This window comes from Flavobacterium adhaerens, assembly GCF_040045115.1.
Classification (GTDB): Bacteria; Bacteroidota; Bacteroidia; order Flavobacteriales; family Flavobacteriaceae; genus Flavobacterium; species Flavobacterium adhaerens.
On record NZ_JBDLZX010000002.1, the window covers coordinates 256,272 to 281,986 of the forward strand.

Genomic DNA, 25,715 nt, shown 5'->3' on the forward strand with positions numbered 1-25,715 from the left:
GTATTAAATTTATAATATTGGAATTACATCTACTTCTACTTTTACTTTATGATCTCCAGAACTAAAAATGATTCCTCTCAAGGGAGACACATCGGCAAAATCTCTTCCATAAGCAGTTACAATATGACGTTGTTGCGGAATCATATTATTGGTAGGGTCAAATTCACACCAGCCCATTTCGGGAATATAAACCGAAATCCAAGCATGTGAAGCATCGGAACCTTCTAGTTTTGGTTTTCCTTTTGGAGGTAATGTTTCTATATAACCACTTACATATTTAGCTGGAATTCCAACGCTACGCAAACAAGCAATTGCCAAATGTGAGAAATCTTGACAAACTCCTTTTCGTTCTTTAAGAACCGTTTTTAATGGTGTATTGATATTGGTTGCCCCTGATTTGAACTGAAATTCAGTGTATATTTTTTTAATTAAATTTAAAACAGCTTCAAAAAGAGGTGTGTCAGGAAGTAAACAACTTTCAGCAAAAGCAATTATTTCTTCGTCCCAAACGATAAACTGGCTAGGCAATAGGTATTGTAATACTTCGATTTTCAATGCACGCTCAGTGATGAATCTCTGCTTTGCTTCTTCACAGGTAATCGAATTTAAAAGCTGTGGCGGATTATCTAATACTTCTATTTCGCTAGAAACTGTTACTCTCAATGATTTGTGAGATTGGTGTATCGAAAAATAATGACGTAGATTTCCGAAATAATCTTTTCGCGAATATATTTCGGAGGGTTTAGGTTCTATTTCTAATTTGAAATTTTTGCAAAGTTGTCTAGTCGAATTTTGTGGTTGTAGACACAAAATGCTTTGATAGTTGTGCACCTCATTTACATAAGTGTACAGCGTTTGATGTTTTAGTTTATATTTCATCAGTATCCATATTTTCAAGGGTGTCCAAAATAGAATGTTGCATTATAGAATGATTGAAGTACAAACTAGATAAATTATTAGAGACATTCGAAATACAATCAAAAACATCCGAAAGGGTTTTGTCTAATTCAGGACGAAATTGAGTTGTTTCCTCAACTTGTATTAAAATATCAGCATCTATCAATTTGATAATTGTACTGGCTTTTAAAGCTGATTTTTCGGCTATGCTCAATCGATTGGGTTCGTTTGTTTTTGGTAATTTAGAGAGATAATGCGTAAGCGTGTCTAATAAAAATGCCAATGTATAAGTTAAGTTTTTCTCTAAAAAAACCATATTAATCACAGCTTTTAGACTCAAATGCGATTTGTAAATATTTCGATATTGTGCCAATAAATGATGATTTTCCAAGATAGCTTCCATCAAAAGAGCTTCTTCGTCATCCTCTTTTTTATAGTTGAAAGTGGAACGAAAAATCGAAACCAAAGACAAAATGCGCTCTACCGTTTTTCCGGCTTCCATTAGATAAAAACCGTTGTCACGTGGCAATGTTTCGTAGATATTTCCGTAGAAAGAAAAAAGGCGAATGTGCAGTTTATCCAGAGCATGATTTACCGCATTAATATTGTCTGATTTGGTGTTTTTGATGATATAATGACTCTCCTCCAATAAGTTGATAATGCGTCGGGTATCGAGATTCCATTTTTCGCTTACCTGATTAATAGTGTTTAGCAAGGATTGTAGGTTATAAGCAACAGAACCGACTTTTGTTGCATCATTAATTAAAAGGAGCAATTCGATTAGTGGCTTTTCAAAAATAGCTTCGTTGTCATAGGTTTCTCCTGGTTTAATTTCCTTACCAACAAATCCTGGATAAGTTTGGGTAAGATGCGTTAGCGTTTTTAATAAAACAACCAAAAATTCAGGTTGCTTGTTTCCATGTTTTACAACATTTTCATTAAGTCTATTTAGAATTATTTTCAAAAAACTACGCAAGGCCATTGTTCTTTCACACAGACGGCCTAACCAAAATAGGTTTTCAGCATTTCTACTGGTTAAGGAATTTTTGAGTTGATTGTTGGTGTTTTTACGTTCAACATTCTTCTCATGATATTCTGTTGGATGATCGGTAATAATCCAAGTATCTTTTGAAATTCCTCCCACTTGATTGGATATTTCAAACTTATCTTTTACGGCCGAACTACGCGTTAATCCACCTTGCATTACTTTGTAATCATCGCCATCAGCAACCAGATAAGCTCTTATTGATGCGTATCGAGGTTCTATAGAGCCGTTTATAAACGAGGGAGTGGTAGACAAACTAACTTCTTCTTGAGCCACAAAATCTTTTGGACTGGCAAGAATTAGTTTTTTCAAATCTTCCAATTGTTCTTTGTCTAATAAACGAGCATAAATGGATTTGAAACCTTGTTTTCTGTTGGTTTTTTTAATAATTAATTTGGATAAATTGGCCAAAACATAGTTTAACTCTTTGTTATGACCGCACCACCAAGTTGCAATTGAATTGATTAATAATGGTTCTTTGAGTAAAAATTTACAGGCATTTTGCATAAAAGCCATAAGCCCATAATTTTCCAAAATACTCGTTCCGGGAGGGTTTAGAACCGTAACATTTCCCAAACGAATTACTTGCAATAATCCTGCAACTCCAAGCAATGAATCTCTGCGTAATTCCAATGGGTCGCACCATTCATCATCTAAGCGTTTGATAATAACATCTACTCGCTCGAGCTGATCGATAGATTTTAGCCAAACAAAACCATCTCTTACCACCAAATCATTTCCTTGTACCAAAGTATAACCCAAGTAAGAGGAAAGATAAACGTGTTCAAAATAAGTTTCATTTCCAGGACCGGGAGTCAGGAAAACCACATTTGGATTTTCGTTGGTTTTATCTCCAATGGTATCAACGGTTTGTTGCAATTGGTTGAAGTAAGGAGAAAGCCTATTTCGATAGGTTTTTTGGTTAAGTTCTGGCAGAATCTTACTCATTACGATTCTATTTTCCAGTGCGTATCCGGGACCAGAAATGGCTTGGGTTCTGTTGTCTAGCAGCCACATTTTTCCGTCAGGACCACGAGCCAAATCAACGGCATAATTTAATAATTGTTTATTGTGCTTTTGAATGATATCGAAACAGGGTAGGAGAAAACCAGAGTTGTCAAAAACCAATTCAGCGGGAATAATCGCATTTTTTACTAAAGTTTGAGGCCCGTAAAGATCTTTCAGAATTAAATCTAACAGATGAGCTCTTTGTTTTAACCCTCGTTCAATGGTTTCCCATTCCGTTTCGTGAATTAGAAATGGAATAATATCCAATTTCCAAGCACGATTTGATTCTTGAGCCGTACCGTAAACATTATAGGTAACTCCGTTTTCTTTTAGTTTTTTTATAATTTCTTCATTACGCAATTCTAATTCTTCAAGACCAATAGCTTCTAAAGTGTCAAAAAGCTCTTTCCAATAGGGTTTTACTTTGCCACTTTGGTCAATAACTTCGTCGTAAGAATTGATTTTCTCTTTATAGCTTTCGAGCAGTCCCAATGAAATGTCTTGAATCATTTGTTGATAATGAGTATTTTATGTTTTGTAATTATTGCAAAATAATAGCTTTTTAAGCGAACACCAATGCAATTGTCTTATTCTTTTGCTTTCCAATAATGTCTTAAATCCAAGGTGTAAGGATATTCAGGATTAATGAGTTCAATCGGTGTATCAATTCTTAATTCTGATTTGGATTCGATCAAAAAACGGGAAGTAGAGTTGCTATTGGCAATGGTTTCCATCTGCTTTTCTTTTTTTATTTCTTCAAATGTTGAAGCAGGAGTGTGGCCAAAATCCCAAAAACGGCTTATTTTTCTGGATTCGGCTTCAAAGCTATTTACAGGAAAACTATCAAAACTTCTTCCGCCAGGATGCGTCACAAAATAGGTACAACCACCAATAATTTTATTATTCCAAGTATCCACTAAATCAAAAACCAGAGGAACATCGATTCCAATATTTGGATGTAAAGCCGATGGAGGATTCCAAGATTTGTATCGAATTCCTGCTACATATTCGCCTTTGGTTCCCGTACTTCTTAGCGGAATCCTACAGCCTTTACACAATAAAATATGACGATCAGGAATAATCCCTGAAACTTTTACTTGTAAACGCTCTAGGGAAGAATCGACAAATCGTGAAGTTCCAGAATTAGTGAGTTCTTCTCCTAATACGTGCCAAGGTTCGATTCCCAATCTAATTTCCAATTGAATATTATCGATAACCATAGTGCCGTGATGCGGATATCGGAATTCGAAGAATGGGTCAAACCATGAAATATCAAAATTATATCCAGCATCTTTCAAATCATTTACTACATCAATCATATCGAGATAAGCAAAATGAGGCAATAAAAATTTGTCGTGTAATTCTGTTCCCCAACGAATTAGTTTTTTCTCGTATGGATTTTTCCAAAATTTGGCCACCAAAGCACGAACCAATAAATTCTGAACTAAATTCATGTGCTTATGCGGAGGCATGTCAAACGCTCGCAACTCTAAAATTCCGAGACGTCCCGTTGAAGAATCGGGCGAATACAATTTATCGATGCAAAACTCTGTTCGATGGGTGTTTCCTGTGATATCGGTCAAGAGGTTTCTAAAAATTCGATCGACCATCCAAAAAGGAACTTCTCTGTCTTTTGGAATTTGTTCAAAGGCAATTTCCATTTCGTATAAACGTTCATCACGGCCTTCATCGATACGGGGAGCCTGACTCGTTGGCCCAATAAAAGGCCCTGCAAAAAGATAACTCAACACGGGATGATGTTGCCAATACGTAATCAAACTTCGCAATAAATCAGGTCTTCTCAATAGCGGGCTATCCTCTGGTCTTTCGGCTCCTAAAGTTACGTGATTTCCACCGCCAGTTCCGGTATGGCGCCCATCGACCATAAATTTGTCCGTTCCCAAACGAGATAAAAAGGCTTCTTCGTAAAGAGCTGTGGTGTTGTCCACGATTTCTTGCCATGATTTGGCTGGATGTACGTTTACTTCAATAACACCTGGATCTGGAGTAACCATTATTTTTTCGACTCTGTAGTCGGTTTTGGGGAGATACCCTTCAATTCGTACTGGCATTTGCAATTTTTCGGCAGTGCTTTCTATAGAAGTAATTAAGTCAATGTAATGTTCCAAATAATCAGTTGGAGGTAGAAAAACGTATAGTATTCCTTCTCTTTCTTCAACACATAAGGCCGTAATAAAAGTATCCACTTCAAATAATAAAGACTCTTTTTGAGGTTCTTTTTCTTTCTTTTTTGAAGTTACTTTTTGGATTGCTTCAAATATTTTTGAAATCGTTCCGTAGCGTTTTTTTACTTTTTCGGAATAATCGCCCAATGGTGGTAAATCTTCGAATAAGCTTCGGTCAACAACTGTTTCTCTTTTATTTTTGGATGTTTTTGGGAGTGAATCTAAAGGCAAGCGTAACCCGATGGGTGAATTTCCAGGAATCAAAAAACAATTTCCTCTTCTAAATTCCCAAGCACAACTTTCCCAGCAATCATTGGGATAATCTTTTCGAATAGGTAATACAAAACCCGCAGGATTATTTAATCCTTTTTCCAAAACTTTAGCCAAATTGTGCCTCTCTATGGGATCTTTAAGATTTACTTTTAAAGGATCTAAATTGACAGGAAGCTTACCTTCTTCGAGAGCCCAATAAATGGGATCTTCGTAGGATGGTAATATGTTTTTGGTGTCGATTCCCAGGAATTTGGTTAACTCGTTTGCAAATTTTTCAGCATCATGAAAAGTGTATTGTGTTTGACCTTCTTTGGCTATAAGATCATCATTTTTCCATAAGGGGAAGCCATCTTTTCTCCAATATAAGCCGTATTGCCAACGAGGAAATAGCTCTCCTGGATACCATTTTCCTTGACCAAAATGAAGCAAACCACCGTGAGCAAATCGTTGTTTGAGACGTAGTGCCAAATCGTAAGCCAGTTTTCGTTTGAGAGGACCATCAGCAGCGGTATTCCATTCGGCACCTTCGTAATCATCAATGGAAATAAAAGTAGGTTCTCCGCCCATTGTGAGTCTTACATCTCCTTGAACCAAGTCATTTTCTACAAGGTGTCCAACATTCATGATGTCTTCCCATTGTTTTTCAGAATAGGGTTTGGTTACTCTTGGGTCTTCATGAATTCGGGTTACTTTGTTTTCAAATTCAAATTCTACTTCGCATTTATCGGTTGCACCAGTAACAGGAGCGGCGCTTTGGTAATGTGGCGTGCAACATAAAGGGATATGGCCTTCGCTGGCAAAAAGTCCCGATGTAGGATCGAGACCTACCCAACCAGCACCTGGAAGATATACTTCGACCCAAGCGTGTAAATCGGTAAAATCATTTTCGGGTCCCGATGGGCCGTCCAGCGATTTGATATCCAGTGCCAATTGCACAATATAACCCGAAACAAAACGAGCTGCCAAACCAAAGTGTCGTAAGATATGAACCAATAACCAAGCAAAATCTCTGCAAGAACCGCTTTTGATGCGCAAAGTTTCTTCGGGTGTTTGTACGCCGGCTTCCATGCGGAGATTGTAGGTGAGCATTTTGTAAACCTCTTGGTTGAGATAGACCAAAAAATCATTTATTTCTAAAGGGTCTTTTAGTTTTATTTGTTCTATGTATTTTAAAAATATTGGACTTTCCTCTGTCAGTTTTAGATACGGAACTAATTCTTGTTCGAGTATATCGTCATATTTGAATGGATATTTCTGAGCATATTCTTCGACAAAATAATCGAAGGGATTGATGACTTGTAGTTTTGCGAGGACTTCGACTTCGACTTTTAATTCTTTGATTTTTTCCGGAAAAACAATTCTTGCCTGATAATTGCCAAAAGGGTCTTGTTGCCAATTGATAAAATGTTCTTCGGGACTGATTTTAAATGAATACCCTTCTATTTGTGTTCGGGAATGTACAGCTGGTCGAAGTCTAAAAACATGGGGATATAGGGTAACGTTGCGGTCAAACTTATAAATTGTTTTGTGCGAAATGGCTATTTTTATGGACATAAGAAAGGTTTTTTTATGACATAATTTTACATATACAAATATTGAAAAAAAATCATTGTTTAACGAATTTTAATGAAAATAATTTATTAAAAATATCTTTAAATACTCGTAAATAAGTAATTTTATGTCTTTTTATTGATGATTTGTTAACAATTTGGTTTTAATTTTTTATTGTTAAATTTTGAAATGCTTACTAAGATGCCAAATGTTTTATCTTTAGCCCCGACAGAAGTGGAAAACCTTATTGTTCGGGGTTCGAACAATAAGTTTGAAACGTATGGCGGGACTAATGTTTTGGAAAATGCCTTTTGTTTGCTGCTTCTAATAATTAGTAATAATCCAATTTGGATTTAAAATATCTATTCTAAAAAATGACTGAGAAAGAGAAAATGCTATTGGGCGAAATTTATTTTGCCAATGATAAACAACTTGTTGAAGAGCGTACCAAAGCCAAAAGGTTATTGCACAAACTGAATGTAACTGAATATTTGATGAACGGAAGAGCGCGTGCGATTTTGCGGGAGTTATTGCCCAATTCGCATAAACGATTGTACATAGAACCACCGTTTCATTGTGATTATGGGTACAATATACATGCGGGGGAGAATGTGTATTTTAATGTGAATTGTGTGGTTTTGGACACGATGAAAGTGACGATTGGTAATAATGTTTTTTTTGGCCCGGGCGTGCATATTTACACAGCGACACATCCGCTTAATGCTATTGAACGAAGAACAGTCGAGAGTTCTAAACCTGTTTCGATTGGTGATGATTGCTGGATAGGAGGGAATGTGGTGATTTGTCCAGGAGTTACTATTGGTAATTGTTGTGTGATTGGTGCAGGATCGGTTGTGACCAAAGATATTCCCGAAAACTCATTGGCCGTTGGTAATCCAGCCCAAGTGATTCGGAAATTGAATCAGGAGTAAAACTATATAGTAGTATTGATTACGATTTTATTTTTTAGAATTTTAGAAACGGGACATTTTTCGGCAATAATCAATAATCGGTTTTTGATGTCATCTTCAATTGTGTTTGAAAAAGTGATTGAACGTGTAATGGTTGTAGTGAATTCGGGATCATTTTCTTGAAAAGCATTCAGAGAAATATTGATTTCTGGAATATCCCAGCCTTTTCGGTCAATATACATTCGTAAAGTAGATAGTGTACAGCCTGCTAATGAGGCTAAAAGGGTGGTGAAAGGGTCTGGTCCCAGGTCATTTCCGCCAATGTTTTCAGGCTCATCCATCAACAATTTACCATTACGCCACGAAATGGAACACAAATATTTTTGAGTTCCAATTGTTCCTGTTATGTTGTTCTCTAATAAGTTTTCCATAATGCTAATTATAAAACGTCCTGAATTTCTGGAGTCTTGTCAAAAACTTTCTTAGCAAATGGACAAAGTGGAACAATTTTGATGTTATTTTCTCTGGCATATTCTACGGCTTTGGTTACCATTTTTTTACCAAATCCTTTTCCGTTATTGCCTTCGTTTACTTCGGTGTGATCGATAATGATTTTATCTGGACCTGCAAAAACAAAAGTCATTTTGGCTTCAGTTTTGCCATCAACATCAATATAGAAAAAACCTTTTCTGTCGTTGATTTCTAATTGTACTTCTTCGTTCATTTTTTTGAGTTGCTAAGTTACTAAGATATTAATTTTCTATGTTTTAGATTCTGAGTTCTTTGTCTCGGAGACTTAGAAACTCAGAATCTTAGAATATTTTATTTAAAAAATTATTGATTCATCGGAATTTCCATTACCAAAAATTTAGCAGCAGTATTGGCTTTAATTTCAATTTCGGCGGTATCCCAAATTCCTATCGCGTCTCTGGTTTCTAGTTTTTCGCCGTTTACTTCAATTTCGCCTTCGATGTTCATGATGTAAAAACCGTTTCCTTCTTTTTTTAGAGCCAATTTTTTTGAGAAATCAGTATCGAAATCGCTCATATAAAACCAAGCGTCTTGGTGAATCCAAACACCAGCATCGTCAGGATTTGGAGATAATATTTGGGCGAAATCATTTTTCTCCAATGATTTGTCTAAGGTAATTTGTTGGTAACGAGGTTCTACGTTTCTGTATTTTGGGAACAACCAAATTTGAAAAAGTTTGGTACGTTGATCTGCATTTGGGTTGAACTCGCTGTGTTGAATTCCAGTTCCAGCGCTCATTACCTGCACATCTCCAGTTTTAATGGTTGCGGCATTTCCCATACTGTCTTTGTGAGCCAAATCGCCTTCGAGCGGAATGGTAATGATTTCCATATTGTCGTGAGGATGTGTGCCAAATCCCATTCCAGCTGCAATGGTATCATCGTTCAAAACGCGAAGCATCCCAAATTGAATTCTATCTGGGTTGTACCAACTTGCAAAACTGAAGCTGTGATGAGCGTTTAACCATCCGTGATTTGCGTGTCCTCTTGTATCTGCTTTGTGAAAAACTGTAGTTGCCATGATTTTGTGTTTTATTGATTTTTATAGTACAAATTTACGTTCGATATAAACAAAAATCACTTAATGTAGATTAAGAAAAGTAGTTTTCAGTATTCAGTGGCCAGTATTAAAAAATATTAATTTCTGATTACTAATAATCTGAACACTGAATATTACTTCCTCAGCATTTTACTTTTCATCTTACTAAAAAACTCCGGTGTTACTCCCAAATAGGAAGCAATTTGTTTTTGAGGTACACTATAAATTAAATTCGTATGTTTTTTGCAGAATTTTTCAAAACGTTCCTCTGCGGTCAAGCTCAAATTATCCATTAATCGCTCCTGATGGGCGACCAATGAATTTTCGATTAGGATTCTGAAAAAGCGTTCTAGTTTTGGGATTTCCTTGTACAACGTATCTTGGTTTTCTTTGGTCAGTACAATTACTTCGGCATCTTCAATTACTTGAATAAAAAGATTTCCTGGTTTTTGCGAAAGATAACTATACATATCGCTAATCCACCAGCCACTACAGGCAAAGCTCAAAACGTGTTCTACAATATTGTCATTGATATTGAAACTTCGCAAAACACCAGAATTGACGAAATAGGATTCTTTGCAAATTTCACCAGCGTTGAGCAAAACGGTTTTGGCTTTGTACTGACGGGTTTCTGTTTTGGACAAAAAAAGTTTCTGTTCTTCAGGAGTCAAAGCAACGTGTTTGTGTATGTTTTCGAGAATAGCATTCATTTTCTAAAAATACAATTATTTTTGTTGATTGGCTTGTAATGGCTGTTTGGTTTTTGAATTTTTATGGTAAACATTCAAATGTTTTTTTTAATGAAATAGAAGTCTCAGTGAATAATTATTTACAAGAATTTATAGATTCTTAATAGTATAAATTTTTTAGCGGAATTCTAGTTATTTCAATATCTTCTTTGTTGGTGGCATATCCTATATATAGATAATCTCCAACGACAAAACTTTTAGGATAACTATATCCAATTCTTTTGTATTTTCCTTCGTATTGCATTGGTTGTAAGTCTTTTTCTTTGCCGCTTCGGATTATATACGCTTTGTCAAAAACATAACCATCTTTGCTTAGCGTAATAACCAATGGATATCTATTTTTATTTCCAGAAGGGTTATTTACCATGAATGCTGTGCCGTTTGGTAAATTACCAGCACTTTGTTTGGCTCTTGAGTCAGGAGTGTCAATAATGGTGGGAGTTGTCCAGGTTTTTCCATTATCACGACTAACGGAAGCTAGTTTTTTGAATGTGCTGTTTTGATCTCTAAAAAGCATTACAATTTCGCCATTTTTTTGATAAAACCAACTTGGTTCCAGTTCTCTGCTAATAGCTGAATCTTTTGACGGGAGATTTTTCATTTCACCTGCTTTCCATCCAGAAATTCCAGAGGTATTATCAGTATAAAAAGGTGTAGCAATTAGTCCTGGTTGCATATGAAATGCCGTTATTATTCTGCCATTAGATAAATTGCGAAGATCTTGTTCTATGATTCCTTGTATTGGTTCGTTATAGATATTCTTTACAGGTTTAGGAGCTTCCCAATGTTGACCATCTGTAGTTGTTATGAACATGGTTTGCCCTCCTTTTGGCGTGTTGCTTTGTGTTTTCCAAACATTAATAAAAGCAATTAGAGTATCGTTGTGACTCCACCAACCGCCACTTGTTTTTATAATTTGAGGTTCGATCGTAGTTAAAGATTTCGGTTTTTCCCAAATTTTCCCATCAGTACTTCTGCTAAAAAATACTTGTGTATCGTCTGCATCTTCATCGACAGATGAACTTTGCCATTGTGCATACAACACTCCTTTGAAAGCAAATAAAACAACGCCATGATTGTATTTGTTTTCGGTTTCTTTGGGTGAAAATAGGGTAAATGTTTCGGCTCCTTGAGCAAATTCTAATCCTAAAGTTTCAGGTTGCTTGAAATCAAAAAGTGAATTTACCGAAAAAGGCATATCTTTTTGTTGGGCTAATAAATTACTATTAGGTAAAACGAGAAGAAAGAGAATTATACTTTTAAAATTTTTCATCATCTAGCTAAAAATGGTACTCATGGTTCATTCAAATATATTAAAAATAAACCTGTCCAAATTTTCATCAGACAGGTTTTTGGGGGAATATAGAATTGTAGTAGTTATAAAATGTAATAATCTGCCGTTTTTATTTTGACCATTTTAGAATATTTATTCGACTCAAAATGATCTGATGTATTAGAAAATTCATCATTGTATTCGTTGACCATTTGCATCAAGTTTTTCTCAATATTTTTGGCAATTGTCGAAACAGGAGTGTCTGTGGGTTTATTCTCGAACGGGTCTTGAAGATGAATTGCCATTTTTTCGACCAAGAAAAAAGTAGCGGCTATTATGGTAACCAATGGTATCTCAAGAGAACGTAACATTGTTGGCAAACTAAAAGGTAACATCATAATAAATAGATAAATGGTCATATGGATGTATAAACCGTAAGTGGTTGGAAAAACGGTCGATTTGATACGTTCGCATTTGCCCATGTGGTCACAAAATTTAGTCAAAGTTTGATCTATTTCGATTTGTTGAAAGGCATTGATTTTGTTTTCTCTAAAAGCATCTTTTAAATCTTTAGCATGCAAAATTAGTAGGGCATTAGGGACATGCTTGTGCCTTTTTATATAATCATATTCTTCAACCGATAATAGTCCTTTAATGGGTTTGTAAACATTTTCGCCTCTAAGGGAGTTGCCTAAACTGTAGCACCAAGCAGCTTGTCTTTTGGCCATTTTTTCGATAAAATTATTGTTGTCAAAAAAAATAGCATCATTGTAATAGGTTGATATTTGACGGATTAAGGTTCTGGAATCATTAGTTATAGCTCCCCAAATAATTCGGGCTTCCCACCACCTGTCGTAGGCCTGATTGGATTTGAATGCTAATAATAACGAAATTACAGTTCCGATTACAGATGGGATAGCCAATGGAATTTCGGTATTTAATTCGGGGTTTAAACGATGAAACACATCAAAAAGGCAAGTGTAAATCAATACGATGAACAGTTCAAATTTAATTTTACCCAAAATATAGTGTATAGGTATTTTCTTTTTTAGCAACATAGTTTAGAGGATTAAACTGTTTCTTCGTGTAGTGATAAAACTGGAATGTCGATATGCTGATTAACTTCGACTTGTTTTTTGTTTTTGATTTTCGAACGCTCGGTACTACGGGTTTCAATTACAAAATCAATGTCGTTTTTAGACAATACTTCCTCTAATAAAGTGTCTAAAAATTCTGAATTCTCTGGTTCTTTTTTCAATACTTTACTAATTTGTTGTGACGGAAACTGATGCGACAGGTATTGCTGAATGTCGTCTATGTTTAAACGGGAATAAGTATTTTCTACATAGATGGCTTTGTTGAGCCTTGGCGTTTCGTCATTGATGAGGTGTAGAATTGGTTTTTTTTGTTTTTTGATGCTATTTACTAAGTGCGAGTGAACACTTTTGGGGCTAGTGATAATAGATTTAGTTAGCAAAATCAAATCTACTTTATAATACTGTATTAAGTTTTTTAGAAGAGGTGTGTTTATCCCAAATTGGTGTTTGAATTCGAATTTGCAATTGGGGAAATATTCGATAAGGTTTCGGCAGTTGTCCAAAACTTCCATTTCTTTTTTAGAGATTTGATAGTTTTGTTTTCTAAGATAGTGTACTGCTGCAAAAACATCAATTTCTTCAGAAACATATAGAAGAACGATTTTCGAATTTTCATTTTTAGAATGATGGATTGCAGTTTTTACTGCTGAAATGGTATCAGGGGTTAATCGAGTTGGAATTAAAAAGTTTTTCATAAGTACATATTTTGTTTATACTTACAAAGAAACTGTGGCTAGATTAGAGTCGGTTTAAAATGAAATTAGAAAATCTTAAAAATTTACATTAGAATTTTTAATATTGGTTTTCTTGAATAAAATGGTAACAATGGTTCCTTTGTCTTTTTCGGATTGAATCTGTAATTCTCCATTATGCATTCTGATGATTTTCATGGCTAGTGGCAAACCTAATCCGTAACCAATATATTTACTACTGGCTTCTTTTCCTCTAAAGAAAGGTTCATAAAGATGCGGAATATCTTCGGATGGGATTCCGATACCAATATCACTAATTACAATTTTGATAGTATCTTTTGTAGCGCTAAGATTGACAAAAACTTCCTTGTTGTCTGAGTATTTTACACCATTTGCTACAATGTTGTTTATGGCTAATTCTAATAAGTTTTTGTTACAAGGAATGAATAAATAATTACTGTCTTTTACCGATGCGTCCAGTTTGATGCTTACTTTATTGTCGGGGAAGAAATTGTCTAAATCAGTTTTTACTTCAAATAACAAATCGTCTATTCGAACCACATTTTGTACCTGCTTGGTTCCGTCATAACCAGTTTGGGTCAGTTTTAAAAGACTTTCTGTTAGACTTCCTAGTTTTGAGGATTGTCTGTGAATGTTTTCTAATGAAGCGACATATTCTTCTTTCTCACGATCTTTGAGCAACATGATTTCGGCTTCGGCAATGATGGTAGTGATTGGGGTTTTCAATTCATGCGAAGCATTATTGATAAAATTGGTCTGAATTTCAAATGAAGTTTCCAATCGATCCAACATATCATTAAATGTCGAAGTCAAATCGGCAATTTCGCCAGTATGGCCGTCCGTTTGTAATCTTCGGGACAAATTGGATGCACTGATTCTTTTAACCTCCTTTGCAATATTCGAAACGGGAATTATAACTTTTTTGGCTAACAATCTTCCTAGAAAGAACGAAAGAATAAAGAAAACAATTATTCCAAGTGTCATGATTCTTGAAATATAAACCGTTGTTAGATGTCCTTTTCTATCGACGGCAGCAATGATTACAATATATTTTTGGTTGTTTTCGGTAAAAATTTGGCCTAAATAATATTTGTTATCCCGTTCAAAGGATTCTTTACCATTTTTTAAGACATTGGTGTAAAACTCATTGGGTAAATTTAATTCAGTATTGTACTCAAAAGTATTCTGACTGTTTACTTTCAGTACAAAATCTTCTTCTTGAATTAACTCTTCTAAACCATTTTTTTTAAGTTGTTTGTAATATTTAATTTTTTCAGGATCTTTTTGAAAATGAATCGAAGCAACAATTTTCGCACGATCTTCCAATCGTTTCAAAAAATAATATTGATTATTGCTTCGGAATAAGTAGAAGACCAGTACACACAATAATATCGTGCTGATAGACGATAGAATAACGTACGAATAGGTGATTTTCTTTTTGATATTATTCATTTTCAGCTTGCAATATATATCCAAAACCTTTGATGGTCTGAATCATTTTGGTTTTATACGGTTTGTCAATTTTTTTTCTCAAATAATTAATATAGACATCTACTACATTGGTGTTCATATCAAAACTAATATCCCAAACATTGTCTAGAATTTGATTTCGTGAGACTATGGTACCCTTATTTTTGGCTAAATAATATAATAATTTAAATTCTTTGTAAGTTAAAACAATTAGTTCACCATTTATATGAACCAACTTGGTTTTACCATTAATTTCTAAATTGTTAATTTTTATTATGTCTGGTTTGTGAGTATCCAAATTGGCTCGTCTGGCCAAAGCCATTACTCTAGCATTGAGTTCACTAAATTTAAATGGCTTTACCAAATAGTCATCGGCTCCGTTTTCTAGTCCGTTTACAATGTTTTCAGAAGTTCCTAACGCAGTTAACAGGAGAATGGGAACAAAGTTTTTGATGCTTCTGAGTCTTCTGCAAATTTCAATTCCGTTTATTTTTGGAAGCATTACATCTAAAACTACCACATCAAAATCATTGTTTTGAATCATTTCTAGCGCCGTTTCTCCGTCTAGACAAACACTTACCTCGTAGTTATTTTCGGTAAATCCTTTTCGTAAAACAGATAACAGGTTAGGTTCGTCTTCAACAATCAATAATTTCATGGTGTAATTATTAGTTTCTACAAACTTATAAAAATGAAAATTGATTTTGTAATGAAGTTGTGTTTTCTAATGATTTTCTAATGCATTTCATAGAAATGGACAGCTCGCAAGCTGTCCACATTTATGACATTACGAAAAGGTTACGACCTGTCCCTACAAAATTTTAATGAAAATGATCTTCCTCGATTTCAAATTCGGCATCTTTTTCCCAAATTTCCATTTCACATGGTTTGCAGTTGAATTTGAGTTTGTATTCCAATTCGCCTTGTTTTAATACCAAAGGTTCTTTGACTTTCTTGTCCATGTTTTCTCTGTGGTATTTCGGACATCGTTCTAATTCGTATTTGATGCAGTATTTGGTAGTCATCACTCGCGATTTTCCTGGATCCCATTGTAATTCGAAGGCTTTTTCGATTTCGGTAACACCGTGGCGTTCGTAGAATTTGCGAGCCGTTTTGTTCGAAACGTTGTACATGAAATCCAATTTTGTTTCAGGAAATGGGTGTGAAGTTTTGACCAATTGGTGTTCTTCACGAACGTAGTTTGCCAAACGAATTTCGGATAATTGTTCGAAAACATTTCTTCGCATTTCGTTTATTTTTGAAATCGGAAGGAACCAGTTTTGCGAAAACATAATCGTAATTTCATCAGCTGTGTAAGGGGTGAAACCAGTTTTAGCTAATTGGGTTTTGATGTTTTCTTCGATAGATTCGCCTGTTTTAGTTTGCTCTTTAGCATGATCTAAAGTTACAATACTTACATTTCCATCCTCATCTGTAGCGATTAGTTCAAAACCGTTTTCATTTTCTGTCAATAACAAAGTTGTGCTGATTTTACGAACGGCACTATCTTCTCTTTCTACAAGTTTGATGAAAGCGGCGTCATTGTTTCGGTAAATAAATGTCCCTTCTTTAATTTCTTTCAAAACGTTTGGATAAGCCAATCCGTTTTCAACCTTGTTCACATAAATCCCTTCGGCTTCATTGTTTTCGTTGATGAAACAAAGTCCGTCACCATTATTGAGCCATTCTCCGTTTTCGATTTGGTAAGCGTTTCCAATGGTTTTTATCAATTTTCCGATATATTGCCCTTTTGATTTTGGACTTTCCCAAGAACCGATAGATTGGTGTCTTTCGTTGACGAAATAATCGGTATAACCACGATTGAAACTTTTGTTTAAAGCAGAATCAAAAAGATAGGTACATTTTCCTGATGAAGCTTTGGTGTATTTTTCACTTCCTTCACCTTCTAAAAAGTGATCTAATTTTTGACGCAGATAAGAAACATTGTTTTTGACGTAAACCACATCTTTCAAACGACCTTCGATTTTAAAAGAAACAATTCCGGCTTCAATCAAACTCGGAAGTTGATCGGATACATCCAAATCTTTAATAGACAGCAAGTGACTGTTTTTGATTAAAGTTTCTCCGTTTCCGTCGATTAAGTTGTATGGCAAACGACAGTTTTGAGCGCAAGAACCACGGTTGGCACTACGCTCTCCGTTGGCCACACTCATATAGCAGTTTCCGCTAAAAGACACGCACAAGGCACCCGTTACGAAAAATTCTAGTTCTACATCGGCGTGGTCGTAGATTTCTTTTATTTGATGCAAATTCAACTCGCGTGCCAAAACCACACGCTTGATTCCCGCATCTTTTAGGAATTTAATTTTATCGGCATCGCGGTTGTTGGTTTGTGTACTGGCGTGCAATACGATAGGAGGTAAGTCCATTTCCATAATCGCCATGTCTTGAATAATCAAGGCATCAACCCCAATTTTGTACAAATCCCAAATCATCAATCGGCAGGTTTCTAGTTCGTTATCGTACAAAATAGTGTTGATAACCACAAAAACCTGAGCATTGAATAAATGCGCATATTTTACCAAAGCCGCTACATCTTCGATCGAATTGTGTGCATTAGAGCGGGCTCCAAATTGAGGAGCGCCAATATAAACCGCATCGGCACCACTATTGATGGCTGCCATTCCGCCAATTAAATCTCTAGCAGGTGCTAATATTTCTATTTTCTTCTTCATTTCTAAAACGTTAGACTTTTGCGGTATTCCCGCAAAAAAAAGTGTGCAAAGGTCTGATAAATTATTTGAGTTTACTAACGATGAAGGGATTTTTTTGAAATTGTTAACGTAATGTGATTGATAGTAGTTGAGGAACCGAGATTTTACAATATTGTAGAATGGGAATTTTGAAATTTATATTTTGTTTATTTTTAGATTTAAGGCTCCAGCTTTAGCTGGAGGAATTTAAATTGATTAGGAATGGGCTTTAGCCAAATGTGTAGTTTGGCTAAAGCCTTTTTAGAGAGCTTAATTTTAACGTCCAGCTAAAGCTGAAGGTAATTAAATTTTAGTTCTTTTGAAAATAAAAGTTTTTTGTTTCTTGTTTTGCGTGAGGGATAGAAACGGCATCCTTTTGTGGTGGGGTTCACCACAAAAGATAGAGAGGATAGCCCGACCCGAAGGGGTACGCCCAAAATGAACACATAAAAAAAACAGCTTAAAGTAAAAAGTGATGAAACTTTGAACCTTAAACCGTTTTACTAAAACTTAGAATATGTTTATGCCGTCAAAGCTTCTTTGATTCTGCGTAATGCCTCTGTTAATAAAGCTTCGCTGGTTGCGTAAGAGAAACGGATACAGTTCGGGTTACCAAAAGCGTCTCCTGTTACGGTAGCAACATTTGCTTCTGCTAATAAATACATAGAAACATCGTTTGCATCTTTAATTTCTTTTCCTCTTAATGTTTTTCCAAAGAAAGATGAAACGTCTGGGAATACGTAGAAAGCTCCTTCAGGAACGTTAATTTTTACACCTGGAATTTCTTTCAATAATCCAACTACCAAGTCTCTACGACCGTGGAAAGCTTTTACCATATCGTTTAATACGCTTGGATCAGCATCTACAGCAGTAATCGTAGCTCTTTGTGCAACTGAGTTAGCTCCAGAGGTTACTTGTCCTTGAATTTTTGTACAGGCTTTAGCGATAAATTCGGGTGCTCCGATATAACCAATTCTATATCCTGTCATAGCAAATGCTTTTGCCACTCCGTTTACAGTTATCGTTTTGTCTAACATTCCTGGGATAGAACCGATACTGCAGAAAGTTCCTGAGAAATTGATGTGCTCATAGATTTCGTCAGCAACTACGTAAATATTTGGATGTTTTTCTAAAACTTTAGCCAAAGCTGTTAATTCTTCTCTGCTGTAAACTGATCCAGAAGGATTACATGGAGAAGAGAACCACATCATTTTGGTTTTGGGTGTGATAGCAGCTTCTAATTGCTCAGGAGTGATTTTGAAATCAGTATCTACAGAAGTTGGAACTTCTACTGGCACACCTCCTGATAATTTTACAATTTCGAAATAAGAAACCCAGTATGGTGCTGGTAAAATAACCTCGTCACCATCGTTTAACATTACTTGAGCAATGTTGTATAATGATTGTTTTGCTCCTGTAGATACTACAATTTGAGACGGTTTGTATTCCAATCCGTTGTCTCTTTTGAATTTTCTGCAGATAGCTTCTTTTAAATCTTGGTATCCATCAACTGGTGAATAAGTACTGTAGTTTTCATCGATTGCTTTTTTGGCTGCTTCTTTGATGAAATCAGGTGTGTTAAAGTCTGGTTCTCCTAAACTTAAGCTGATAATGTCTTTTCCTTGCGCTTTTAATTCACGTGCCAAAGCTGCCATTGCTAATGTTTGCGATGTAGCTAGATTGTTAATTCTGTCTGAAAGTGGATTACTCATTAAATTGTAATTTTTTAGTTTTTAGTTAAATTATTATAAAGCTGGTTTTAATCCCAGCGTTCTTAAATGTTTGAAATGTGCAATTACAGCAGCAGTCATCGTTTTGTATTCATAATACGGCAACTGACATTCTTGGGCTGTTTGTTTTACAATTTTTGCAATTTTTCCATAATGTACGTGACTAATATGAGGGAAAATATGATGCTCGATTTGATGATTTAATCCTCCGGTGTACCAATTGATGATTTTGTTTTTTGGAGCAAAATTAACGGTGGTAAATAACTGGTGAATTGCCCAAGTGTTTTCCATTTCGCCTGTTTCACTTGGTTGCGGATTGGCAGCTTCATCCACAACATGTGCCAATTGAAATACAATACTTAGGATCAATCCAGCGGTATAATGCATAACAAAAAAACCAACCAAAACTTTCCACCATGTGATTCCAATAAGCATTGGCAAAACCATCCAGATCATCAAATAGATAATTTTTGTAATGATCAATGTAGTCCAAAGTACTTTTGGACTTTTAGGTTCACCATAATATAATTTTCGTTTTAAGTAACGGCTCATTTGTTTAAAATCGGTAGTGAGAGCCCAATTGAATGTTAGCAAACCATATAGAAACACTGCATAGTATTGTTGGAATTTGTGGTATTTATGCCACTGAGCTTCTTTAGAAAAACGCATGATTCGACCAGCTTCAAGATCTTCGTCATGTCCAATAATGTTGGTGTAGGTATGGTGTAAAACGTTGTGTTGTACTTGCCAGTTATGAACGTTTCCAGCTAATACATATATGGTTCCGCCCATGATTTTGTTGACCCAAGTTTTTTTAGAATAGGAACCATGATTGGCATCGTGCATAACATTCATGCCAATTCCTGCCATGCCAAATCCCATAACAATTGTTAAAAGTAAATGTATCCAAAAAGACATGTCTAATGTTAATATTAAAAAATAAGGCACAAGAAATACCGTGAATAAAATCACCGTCTTTAAATGAATTTTCCAATTACCCGTTTTCTCGATGTTGTTTTCTTTGAAATAACTGTTTACTCGAGAATTAAGTGTCCTGAAAAATTTTAAATTGTCTTGCTTGGCAAATGTGGGAGCGGTGTTATTCATATTAATTTTAAATAGTTGTCAAAGGTAATTATTATAAATTCTCAATTTGCAAAAATGAGTTAAATATTTCAATCGTAAAGTAGTACTTTTGTTAAAAAATTAGACCAATGAATGAGATATTGAAATATTTTCCAGATTTGACTCCTACTCAAATCGAACAGTTTCAAAAATTAGACTTTTTATACCACGATTGGAACGAAAAAATCAATGTGATTTCTAGAAAAGATATTGATTCATTATATACAAAACACATTTTACATTCTTTAGCTATTGCCAAAGTCAATAAGTTCGAACCTGGAAGCTATGTGCTGGATGTTGGTACTGGTGGCGGATTTCCTGGTATTCCGCTGGCTATACTTTTTCCGGAAACCCGTTTTTATCTAATCGATGTTATTGCTAAAAAAATAAAAGTAGTCAAAGCTGTTGCCGAAGCTTTGGAGTTAAAAAATGTAAAAGCAGAACAAATTCGTGCCGAAAATGTAAAGGGAGATTTCGATTTTATTGTGAGTCGTGCCGTTACCAATATGCCAGATTTTGTATCGTGGATCAAGACTAAAATAAAAAAACAACACAAGCACGAGTTAAAGAACGGAATTCTCTATTTGAAAGGAGGAGATTTGACCGAAGAATTAAAAGATTTTCCTAAAGCTACCTTATATAATATCGCTGATTTTTTTGATAACGAATTTTTTGAAACCAAAAAAGTGGTGCATTTACCCTTAAAGTTTGTAGTGTAAAAACAATAAAAAGCCTGATTTTAAACCCTAATAAATAATATTATAATGAATAGAATACAATCATTTTGTGTTTTGTTGACACTTATTGTGTCTTTTAATAGCCATGCGCAAGATTCAGAAGTTGGAAATTGGTTTTTGTATTTTGGTAACCAAAAAATAAATAGCCGTTGGAATTGGCATAATGAGGTGCAATACCGAAATTACAACTTTGCTGGTGATCTTGAACAATTATTATTGAGAACTGGAATTGGATATAATTTGTCTGAGAATAATAACAACATCTTGTTAGGATATGCTTATATCAATTCGGAGCCTTATGTTCCGTTGACTGATGATAAATTAAGTGTAAATGAACATCGAATATTTCAACAATTTATTACAAAACAAAATTTTGGAAGAGTAAATATTCAACATCGATATCGTTTTGAACAACGATTCATAGAAGAGGATTTCAAAATGCGTTTGCGATATTTTCTTTCACTAAATGTTCCAATTAATAAAAAGGAAATGGATAAAAATGCCATTTACGCTTCAGCTTACAATGAAATTTTTATCAATACTGAGGCTGAACCTAATTTTTTTGATCGGGATCGTATTTATGGAGGAATAGGATATTGTTTTAATAAAAGTCTAAAAATGGAAGTTGGTGTAATGTCGCAAATTTTGAACAATTCTAGTCGAACTCAATTTCAAATTATGTTTTTTAACAGTTTGCCTTTTTAAATTTTTGTACGCTTAGGATGTAAGTATAATATTGTGATAATCAATAGTGAGTCTAATTTTTTTATATTTGAAAATACTTAAATAAAGTTAGGATGAATAGAAGGAAGTTTTTTAAAAACGGCTCGTTGTTTACAATTGGAGCTGCAATTGTAAATCCGTTTGAAGGAGCTGCAAATGTTTTGGATTTAAAGGCAGCAAATAAAAACAAAAAAGCAAAAAACATTATTTTTTTGGTTAGCGACGGAATGAGTACTGGAACACTTAATATGACCGACTTGTTTCTGAATAGAAAAAACGGAAAGACTTCCAATTGGATGCAGTTATATAAGGAAGGTAAGGTTACTAGAGCTTTGATGGATACAGCTTCTGCTAGTTCTATTGTAACTGATTCTTCGGCAGCGAGTTCTTCTTGGGGAGGTGGTTTTCGTGTTAATAATGGGACTCTCAATTTTAGTCCACAAGGAGAACCACATTTACCAATTTGGCAAAAATTTAAGCAATCAGGAAAAATGGCGGGATGTGTAACGACTGTTCCAATCACGCATGCAACACCAGCGGGTTTTTGTGTTAACAGTAAAAGCCGAAATGCTCAGGAAACTATTGCTGAACAATATTTAGAATTGGGTTTTGATATTATGATGGGAGGAGGCGCTAATTATTTTAGTCCGGAATTAAGAAAGGATAAGAAAGATATATTTGCTGCTTACACTTCAAAAGGATACCAAGTTGTAAAAACAAAATCCGAAATGGACGGGGCATCAAATTCAAAACCTATTTTAGGGGTATTTGCAGATGATGGACTTCCGTATTATGTGGACCGAAATAACAATGAAAATTTAAAAATGTCCGTTCCAAGTTTGGCAGAAATGGCTCAGAAAGCAATCGACAGAATGAAAAATCATAAAAATGGTTTTGTTTTGCAGATTGAAAGTGGTAAGGTAGATTGGGCAGCTCATGGTAATGATATTGCTGGTTTGATAAATGATCAGATTGAATTTGATGAAGCAATAAAAGTGGCTATTGATTTTGCAGAAAAAGACACAGAAACGTTAGTAATTATTACCACCGATCACGGTAATGCCAATCCCGGTATCATCTATGGAAAAAATGCTAATGACAATTTTGATAGCATCCAGAAATATACACAGACGAACGAATGGATCCTGAATCAGATAAAAAAGGATACTTCTATTACTGAGGTAAAGGAAATTATCGAAAAAGCAAATGGTCATGCTGTTTCAGATCAGGAAGCCAAAACCGTCTTGGGCTATTACGACGGACTGTATAAAGATGAAGGTTTGTACAATTACAAAAAATTGCCTTTTAAAGCATTTGCAGAAATGCAGGGGAAAGTAAATTCCGTTGGTTGGATTAGTATGGATCATTCTGCTGATTATGTCGAATTGGCAATGTATGGTCCAGGAAGTGAGCTTTTAAAGCCTTTTGTAAAAAATACCGATTTGCATTATCTTATGTTACAAGCGGCAGAAGTAGAAAATAAGTTTTAATATTTAAGTAAATCCGTTGGGTGTAATTTTTAAAAAGTGTCAGTTCGAGTATTTTTTGTGGAGAGAAACAGAACAAAACTTCTCGATGCGTTCCGTACTCGAAGTGCCCTGTATTGAGAACCTTTTTTAATGATAGTTTTTCTGTTCTTGATACAATTTTCTATCGAAAACTACTCGAACTGACGAAAAATCATCATCAAAAACTATCTCACAAACAAGGTTTTACATAAACTAAAAATAAGTAAAAGCCGAATCTTTCTGAAAAGATTCGGCTTATTATATTAACAAAGCCCTTTAAGACTATTCTCCTAAAAATGGGTATCTGTAATCTACTGGAGTTACAAAAGTTTCTTTGATTGTTCTTGGTGAAACCCAACGCAATAAGTTCAATGCAGAACCTGCTTTGTCGTTTGTTCCAGAAGCTCTTGCTCCACCAAAAGGTTGCATTCCTACGATTGCTCCTGTTGGTTTATCATTAATGTAGAAGTTTCCGGCAGCGTTTTGTAAAGCAACTGTTGCTTCTTCGATAGCGTAACGGTCTTGGCTGAAAACTGCTCCAGTCAATGCATACTCGGAAGTAGTATCAACTAGTTTCAGAGTTTCGGCCCATTTAGCATCTTCGTAAACGTAAATAGTAATTACTGGTCCAAATAATTCGGTTTCCATTGTAGTGTATTTTGGATCTGTAGTTACGATAACAGTTGGTTCTATAAAATACCCAACTGATTTGTCGTAGTTTCCACCAACGATAATTTCGGTATTTGCATCTTTCTTTGCTTGATCAATATAACTAGCCAATTTATCGAAAGAACCTTCGTGAATTACGGCAGTAATAAAATTTCCAAAATCTTCTGGAGATCCCATTTTCATTGATTTTACATCAGTAATTAATTGTTCTTTAACAGCAGGCCATAAACTTTCTGGGATATAAGCTCTAGAAGCGGCAGAACATTTTTGTCCTTGGAATTCAAATGCCCCACGAACAATACCTGTGGCAACTTGTTTTGCATTTGCGCTTGGATGTGCAATGATAAAATCTTTACCTCCAGTTTCTCCAACAATTCTTGGATATGTTTTGTATTTGTGAATATTGGTTCCAATTTTTGCCCAAATGTCTTTAAACACATGAGTAGATCCAGTAAAGTGTACTCCAGCAAAATCAGGACTTGCCAAAACTGTATCGGTAATCATTAAAGCATCTCCAAAAACCACATTGATAACTCCGTCAGGAACTCCAGCTTCTTTGAAAACATCAATAATTACTTTTGCAGAGAATACTTGGCTATCACTTGGTTTCCAAACCACAACGTTACCCATCATGGCTGCACTTGCAGGTAAGTTGGCAGCAATAGCTGTAAAGTTAAATGGCGTAACGGCATAAATGAAACCTTCAAGAGGTCTGTATTCTAAACGGTTCCACATATCTGATGCAGATTTTGGTTGGTCTGCATAAATTTGAGTCATAAATTCTACATTGAAACGCAAGAAGTCAATTAACTCACAAGCGGAATCAATCTCAGCTTGGTGAATATTTTTAGATTGACCAATCATAGTCGCTGCATTTATCTTTGCTCTATAAGGCCCTGCAATCAATTCAGCTGCTTTAAGAAAAATAGCTGCTCTTTGTTCCCAAGCCATATTAGCCCATGCAGTTCTTGATTCTAAAGCATTGGCAATGGCTTTTTCTATATGTGATTTTTCAGCTAAATGATATGATCCAACGATGTGTTTGTGATCGTGTGGAGCTGTAATGTTTTTGGTGTTTCCTGTTTTGATTTCTTCACTACCAATGTATAACGGAACATCAATTTTAGAGTCCCACATTGCTTTGTAAGCTGATAAAACAGCTGCTTTTTCGGGTGAATTTGGTGTGTATCCTTTTACAGGTTCATTAACCGCTTTGGGCACATTAAAAAATCCTTTTAACATAACTTTGTATAATTAATTAGTAAGCAATTATATAATTTGATGCAAAAGTACAAAGGAATGATTTAAATTATGCTAAAAATGTCATAATAAAAGTCAATTTTAATTAAGAGCAAAGGGAGCACACATTCTAAAAGTAGGAACAATTACTCTGAATGATTTTGTAGTGGTGAAGTTTATCATGTTGAAATATCCTTTCATCGCACCGTAAGGGGATGATAATAAACAACCTGAGCTATATGTGTGTCGTTCTCCTGGTTTTAAAACGGGTTTTTTCCCAATAACGCCTTCTCCATCTACAAATTCTAAATCGTTTAAGGAATCGTAGATTTCCCAATGACGTGAAGTCAGTTGTACTGAATCTTTACTGTGGTTTTCGATGGTAATTTCGTAACTAAAAGCAAAATGGATTTTGTAGTTTTTGAAGTACGTGCCTTCAAAACTAGTCAAAACTGAAATTTTAATGCCTCTAGTTATTTGAGTAACCATGATAATGTGCTAATTAAGTGCTATTTGAAAGCAAATCTA

At 35.0% G+C, this 25,715-nt stretch carries 21 protein-coding genes; 4 read left to right on the forward strand and 17 right to left on the reverse strand.

Translation table 11 applies throughout. The annotated features are described in order from the left end of the window. Window positions 1-9 precede the first annotated feature (9 nt). The 3 genes from ABEB18_RS03820 to ABEB18_RS03830 form a co-directional block, all read right to left on the reverse strand. Window positions 10-879: a transglutaminase family protein gene (locus tag ABEB18_RS03820; protein ID WP_348797733.1), complete on the reverse strand. Its 870-nt coding sequence runs from the start codon at window positions 877-879 to the stop codon at window positions 10-12. Beyond that, window positions 869-3,460, reverse strand: coding sequence for a circularly permuted type 2 ATP-grasp protein (locus ABEB18_RS03825; protein WP_348797734.1), 2,592 nt, complete (start codon window positions 3,458-3,460; stop codon window positions 869-871). Before ABEB18_RS03825 ends, ABEB18_RS03820 begins: the two co-directional genes overlap by 11 nt. A gap of 77 nt (window positions 3,461-3,537) precedes the next feature. Continuing rightward, window positions 3,538-6,963, reverse strand: a complete 3,426-nt coding sequence (locus ABEB18_RS03830; protein ID WP_348797735.1) for a transglutaminase family protein — start codon at window positions 6,961-6,963, stop codon at window positions 3,538-3,540. A 371-nt stretch (window positions 6,964-7,334) separates the two neighbouring features. Here ABEB18_RS03830 and ABEB18_RS03835 point away from each other — a divergent pair, with 371 nt between their 5' ends. Next, window positions 7,335-7,892, forward strand: coding sequence for a sugar O-acetyltransferase (locus tag ABEB18_RS03835; protein WP_348797737.1), 558 nt, complete (start codon window positions 7,335-7,337; stop codon window positions 7,890-7,892). 2 nt (window positions 7,893-7,894) lie between these two features. On the opposite strand, the gene ABEB18_RS03840 is transcribed toward ABEB18_RS03835, so the two are convergent. The 12 genes from ABEB18_RS03840 to ABEB18_RS03895 all read right to left on the reverse strand — a co-directional run bounded on the left by ABEB18_RS03840 (window position 7,895) and on the right by ABEB18_RS03895 (window position 20,293). After that, window positions 7,895-8,302, reverse strand: a complete 408-nt coding sequence (locus ABEB18_RS03840) for an OsmC family protein (protein WP_348797738.1) — start codon at window positions 8,300-8,302, stop codon at window positions 7,895-7,897. A gap of 8 nt (window positions 8,303-8,310) precedes the next feature. After that, on the reverse strand, window positions 8,311-8,595 hold the full coding sequence (locus tag ABEB18_RS03845; RefSeq protein ID WP_348797739.1) for a GNAT family N-acetyltransferase: 285 nt from the start codon (window positions 8,593-8,595) through the stop codon (window positions 8,311-8,313). A gap of 110 nt (window positions 8,596-8,705) precedes the next feature. Then, window positions 8,706-9,422, reverse strand: coding sequence for a pirin family protein (locus tag ABEB18_RS03850; protein WP_348797740.1), 717 nt, complete (start codon window positions 9,420-9,422; stop codon window positions 8,706-8,708). A gap of 152 nt (window positions 9,423-9,574) precedes the next feature. Then, complete coding sequence (locus tag ABEB18_RS03855; RefSeq protein WP_348797741.1) at window positions 9,575-10,150, reverse strand: Crp/Fnr family transcriptional regulator; 576 nt, start codon at window positions 10,148-10,150, stop codon at window positions 9,575-9,577. Window positions 10,151-10,289: 139 nt separating this feature from the next. After that, complete coding sequence (locus ABEB18_RS03860; protein ID WP_348797743.1) at window positions 10,290-11,465, reverse strand: sialidase family protein; 1,176 nt, start codon at window positions 11,463-11,465, stop codon at window positions 10,290-10,292. A 101-nt stretch (window positions 11,466-11,566) separates the two neighbouring features. Beyond that, complete coding sequence (locus tag ABEB18_RS03865) at window positions 11,567-12,484, reverse strand: bestrophin family protein (protein ID WP_348797745.1); 918 nt, start codon at window positions 12,482-12,484, stop codon at window positions 11,567-11,569. 47 nt (window positions 12,485-12,531) lie between these two features. Next, on the reverse strand, window positions 12,532-13,254 hold the full coding sequence (locus ABEB18_RS03870) for an adenine nucleotide alpha hydrolase family protein (protein WP_348797746.1): 723 nt from the start codon (window positions 13,252-13,254) through the stop codon (window positions 12,532-12,534). A 75-nt stretch (window positions 13,255-13,329) separates the two neighbouring features. Next, complete coding sequence (locus tag ABEB18_RS03875) at window positions 13,330-14,724, reverse strand: sensor histidine kinase (protein ID WP_348797748.1); 1,395 nt, start codon at window positions 14,722-14,724, stop codon at window positions 13,330-13,332. Then, window positions 14,717-15,400 carry a response regulator transcription factor gene (locus ABEB18_RS03880; RefSeq protein ID WP_348797750.1) on the reverse strand — a complete coding sequence of 228 codons (684 nt, stop codon included), beginning with the start codon at window positions 15,398-15,400 and terminating at the stop codon, window positions 14,717-14,719. Before ABEB18_RS03880 ends, ABEB18_RS03875 begins: the two co-directional genes overlap by 8 nt. Before the next feature lie 163 nt (window positions 15,401-15,563). After that, window positions 15,564-17,438: a peptidase U32 family protein gene (locus tag ABEB18_RS03885; protein ID WP_348797752.1), complete on the reverse strand. Its 1,875-nt coding sequence runs from the start codon at window positions 17,436-17,438 to the stop codon at window positions 15,564-15,566. Window positions 17,439-17,977: 539 nt separating this feature from the next. Next, window positions 17,978-19,168: a pyridoxal phosphate-dependent aminotransferase gene (locus tag ABEB18_RS03890; protein ID WP_348797753.1), complete on the reverse strand. Its 1,191-nt coding sequence runs from the start codon at window positions 19,166-19,168 to the stop codon at window positions 17,978-17,980. 33 nt (window positions 19,169-19,201) lie between these two features. Further along, window positions 19,202-20,293 carry a fatty acid desaturase family protein gene (locus ABEB18_RS03895; protein WP_348797755.1) on the reverse strand — a complete coding sequence of 364 codons (1,092 nt, stop codon included), beginning with the start codon at window positions 20,291-20,293 and terminating at the stop codon, window positions 19,202-19,204. A 107-nt stretch (window positions 20,294-20,400) separates the two neighbouring features. On the opposite strand from ABEB18_RS03895, the gene rsmG reads away from it, so the two are divergent. From rsmG to ABEB18_RS03910, 3 genes are all read left to right on the forward strand, one after another. After that, on the forward strand, window positions 20,401-21,030 hold the full coding sequence (gene rsmG, locus ABEB18_RS03900; protein ID WP_348797757.1) for a 16S rRNA (guanine(527)-N(7))-methyltransferase RsmG: 630 nt from the start codon (window positions 20,401-20,403) through the stop codon (window positions 21,028-21,030). Window positions 21,031-21,075: 45 nt separating this feature from the next. Continuing rightward, entirely contained in the window at window positions 21,076-21,753 is a 678-nt protein-coding gene (locus ABEB18_RS03905) for a DUF2490 domain-containing protein (protein ID WP_348797759.1), read from the forward strand. 92 nt (window positions 21,754-21,845) lie between these two features. Beyond that, window positions 21,846-23,261: an alkaline phosphatase gene (locus ABEB18_RS03910; protein ID WP_348797761.1), complete on the forward strand. Its 1,416-nt coding sequence runs from the start codon at window positions 21,846-21,848 to the stop codon at window positions 23,259-23,261. A 300-nt stretch (window positions 23,262-23,561) separates the two neighbouring features. Here ABEB18_RS03910 and pruA read toward each other — a convergent pair whose 3' ends face one another. Next, window positions 23,562-25,190, reverse strand: a complete 1,629-nt coding sequence (gene pruA / locus ABEB18_RS03915; RefSeq protein WP_348797762.1) for an L-glutamate gamma-semialdehyde dehydrogenase — start codon at window positions 25,188-25,190, stop codon at window positions 23,562-23,564. Between the two features lie 99 nt (window positions 25,191-25,289). Further along, entirely contained in the window at window positions 25,290-25,676 is a 387-nt protein-coding gene (apaG, locus tag ABEB18_RS03920; protein ID WP_348797763.1) for a Co2+/Mg2+ efflux facilitator ApaG/CorD, read from the reverse strand. Window positions 25,677-25,715: the final 39 nt, after the last annotated feature.

Excerpts from the sequence above, each read along its gene's own strand:
- ABEB18_RS03840 (WP_348797738.1), bottom strand. The coding sequence starts at position 8,302 with ATGGAAAACTTATTAGAGAACAACATAACAGGAACAATTGGAACTCAA.
- rsmG (WP_348797757.1), top strand. The coding sequence starts at position 20,401 with ATGAATGAGATATTGAAATATTTTCCAGATTTGACTCCTACTCAAATC.
- ABEB18_RS03875 (WP_348797748.1), bottom strand. The coding sequence starts at position 14,724 with ATGAATAATATCAAAAAGAAAATCACCTATTCGTACGTTATTCTATCG.
- ABEB18_RS03825 (WP_348797734.1), bottom strand. The coding sequence starts at position 3,460 with ATGATTCAAGACATTTCATTGGGACTGCTCGAAAGCTATAAAGAGAAA.
- ABEB18_RS03905 (WP_348797759.1), top strand. The coding sequence starts at position 21,076 with ATGAATAGAATACAATCATTTTGTGTTTTGTTGACACTTATTGTGTCT.
- apaG (WP_348797763.1), bottom strand. The coding sequence starts at position 25,676 with ATGGTTACTCAAATAACTAGAGGCATTAAAATTTCAGTTTTGACTAGT.
- ABEB18_RS03830 (WP_348797735.1), bottom strand. The coding sequence starts at position 6,963 with ATGTCCATAAAAATAGCCATTTCGCACAAAACAATTTATAAGTTTGAC.
- ABEB18_RS03895 (WP_348797755.1), bottom strand. The coding sequence starts at position 20,293 with ATGAATAACACCGCTCCCACATTTGCCAAGCAAGACAATTTAAAATTT.
- ABEB18_RS03910 (WP_348797761.1), top strand. The coding sequence starts at position 21,846 with ATGAATAGAAGGAAGTTTTTTAAAAACGGCTCGTTGTTTACAATTGGA.
- ABEB18_RS03835 (WP_348797737.1), top strand. The coding sequence starts at position 7,335 with ATGACTGAGAAAGAGAAAATGCTATTGGGCGAAATTTATTTTGCCAAT.
- ABEB18_RS03850 (WP_348797740.1), bottom strand. The coding sequence starts at position 9,422 with ATGGCAACTACAGTTTTTCACAAAGCAGATACAAGAGGACACGCAAAT.
- pruA (WP_348797762.1), bottom strand. The coding sequence starts at position 25,190 with ATGTTAAAAGGATTTTTTAATGTGCCCAAAGCGGTTAATGAACCTGTA.
- ABEB18_RS03870 (WP_348797746.1), bottom strand. The coding sequence starts at position 13,254 with ATGAAAAACTTTTTAATTCCAACTCGATTAACCCCTGATACCATTTCA.
- ABEB18_RS03820 (WP_348797733.1), bottom strand. The coding sequence starts at position 879 with ATGAAATATAAACTAAAACATCAAACGCTGTACACTTATGTAAATGAG.
- ABEB18_RS03885 (WP_348797752.1), bottom strand. The coding sequence starts at position 17,438 with ATGAAGAAGAAAATAGAAATATTAGCACCTGCTAGAGATTTAATTGGC.
- ABEB18_RS03880 (WP_348797750.1), bottom strand. The coding sequence starts at position 15,400 with ATGAAATTATTGATTGTTGAAGACGAACCTAACCTGTTATCTGTTTTA.
- ABEB18_RS03855 (WP_348797741.1), bottom strand. The coding sequence starts at position 10,150 with ATGAATGCTATTCTCGAAAACATACACAAACACGTTGCTTTGACTCCT.
- ABEB18_RS03845 (WP_348797739.1), bottom strand. The coding sequence starts at position 8,595 with ATGAACGAAGAAGTACAATTAGAAATCAACGACAGAAAAGGTTTTTTC.
- ABEB18_RS03860 (WP_348797743.1), bottom strand. The coding sequence starts at position 11,465 with ATGATGAAAAATTTTAAAAGTATAATTCTCTTTCTTCTCGTTTTACCT.
- ABEB18_RS03890 (WP_348797753.1), bottom strand. The coding sequence starts at position 19,168 with ATGAGTAATCCACTTTCAGACAGAATTAACAATCTAGCTACATCGCAA.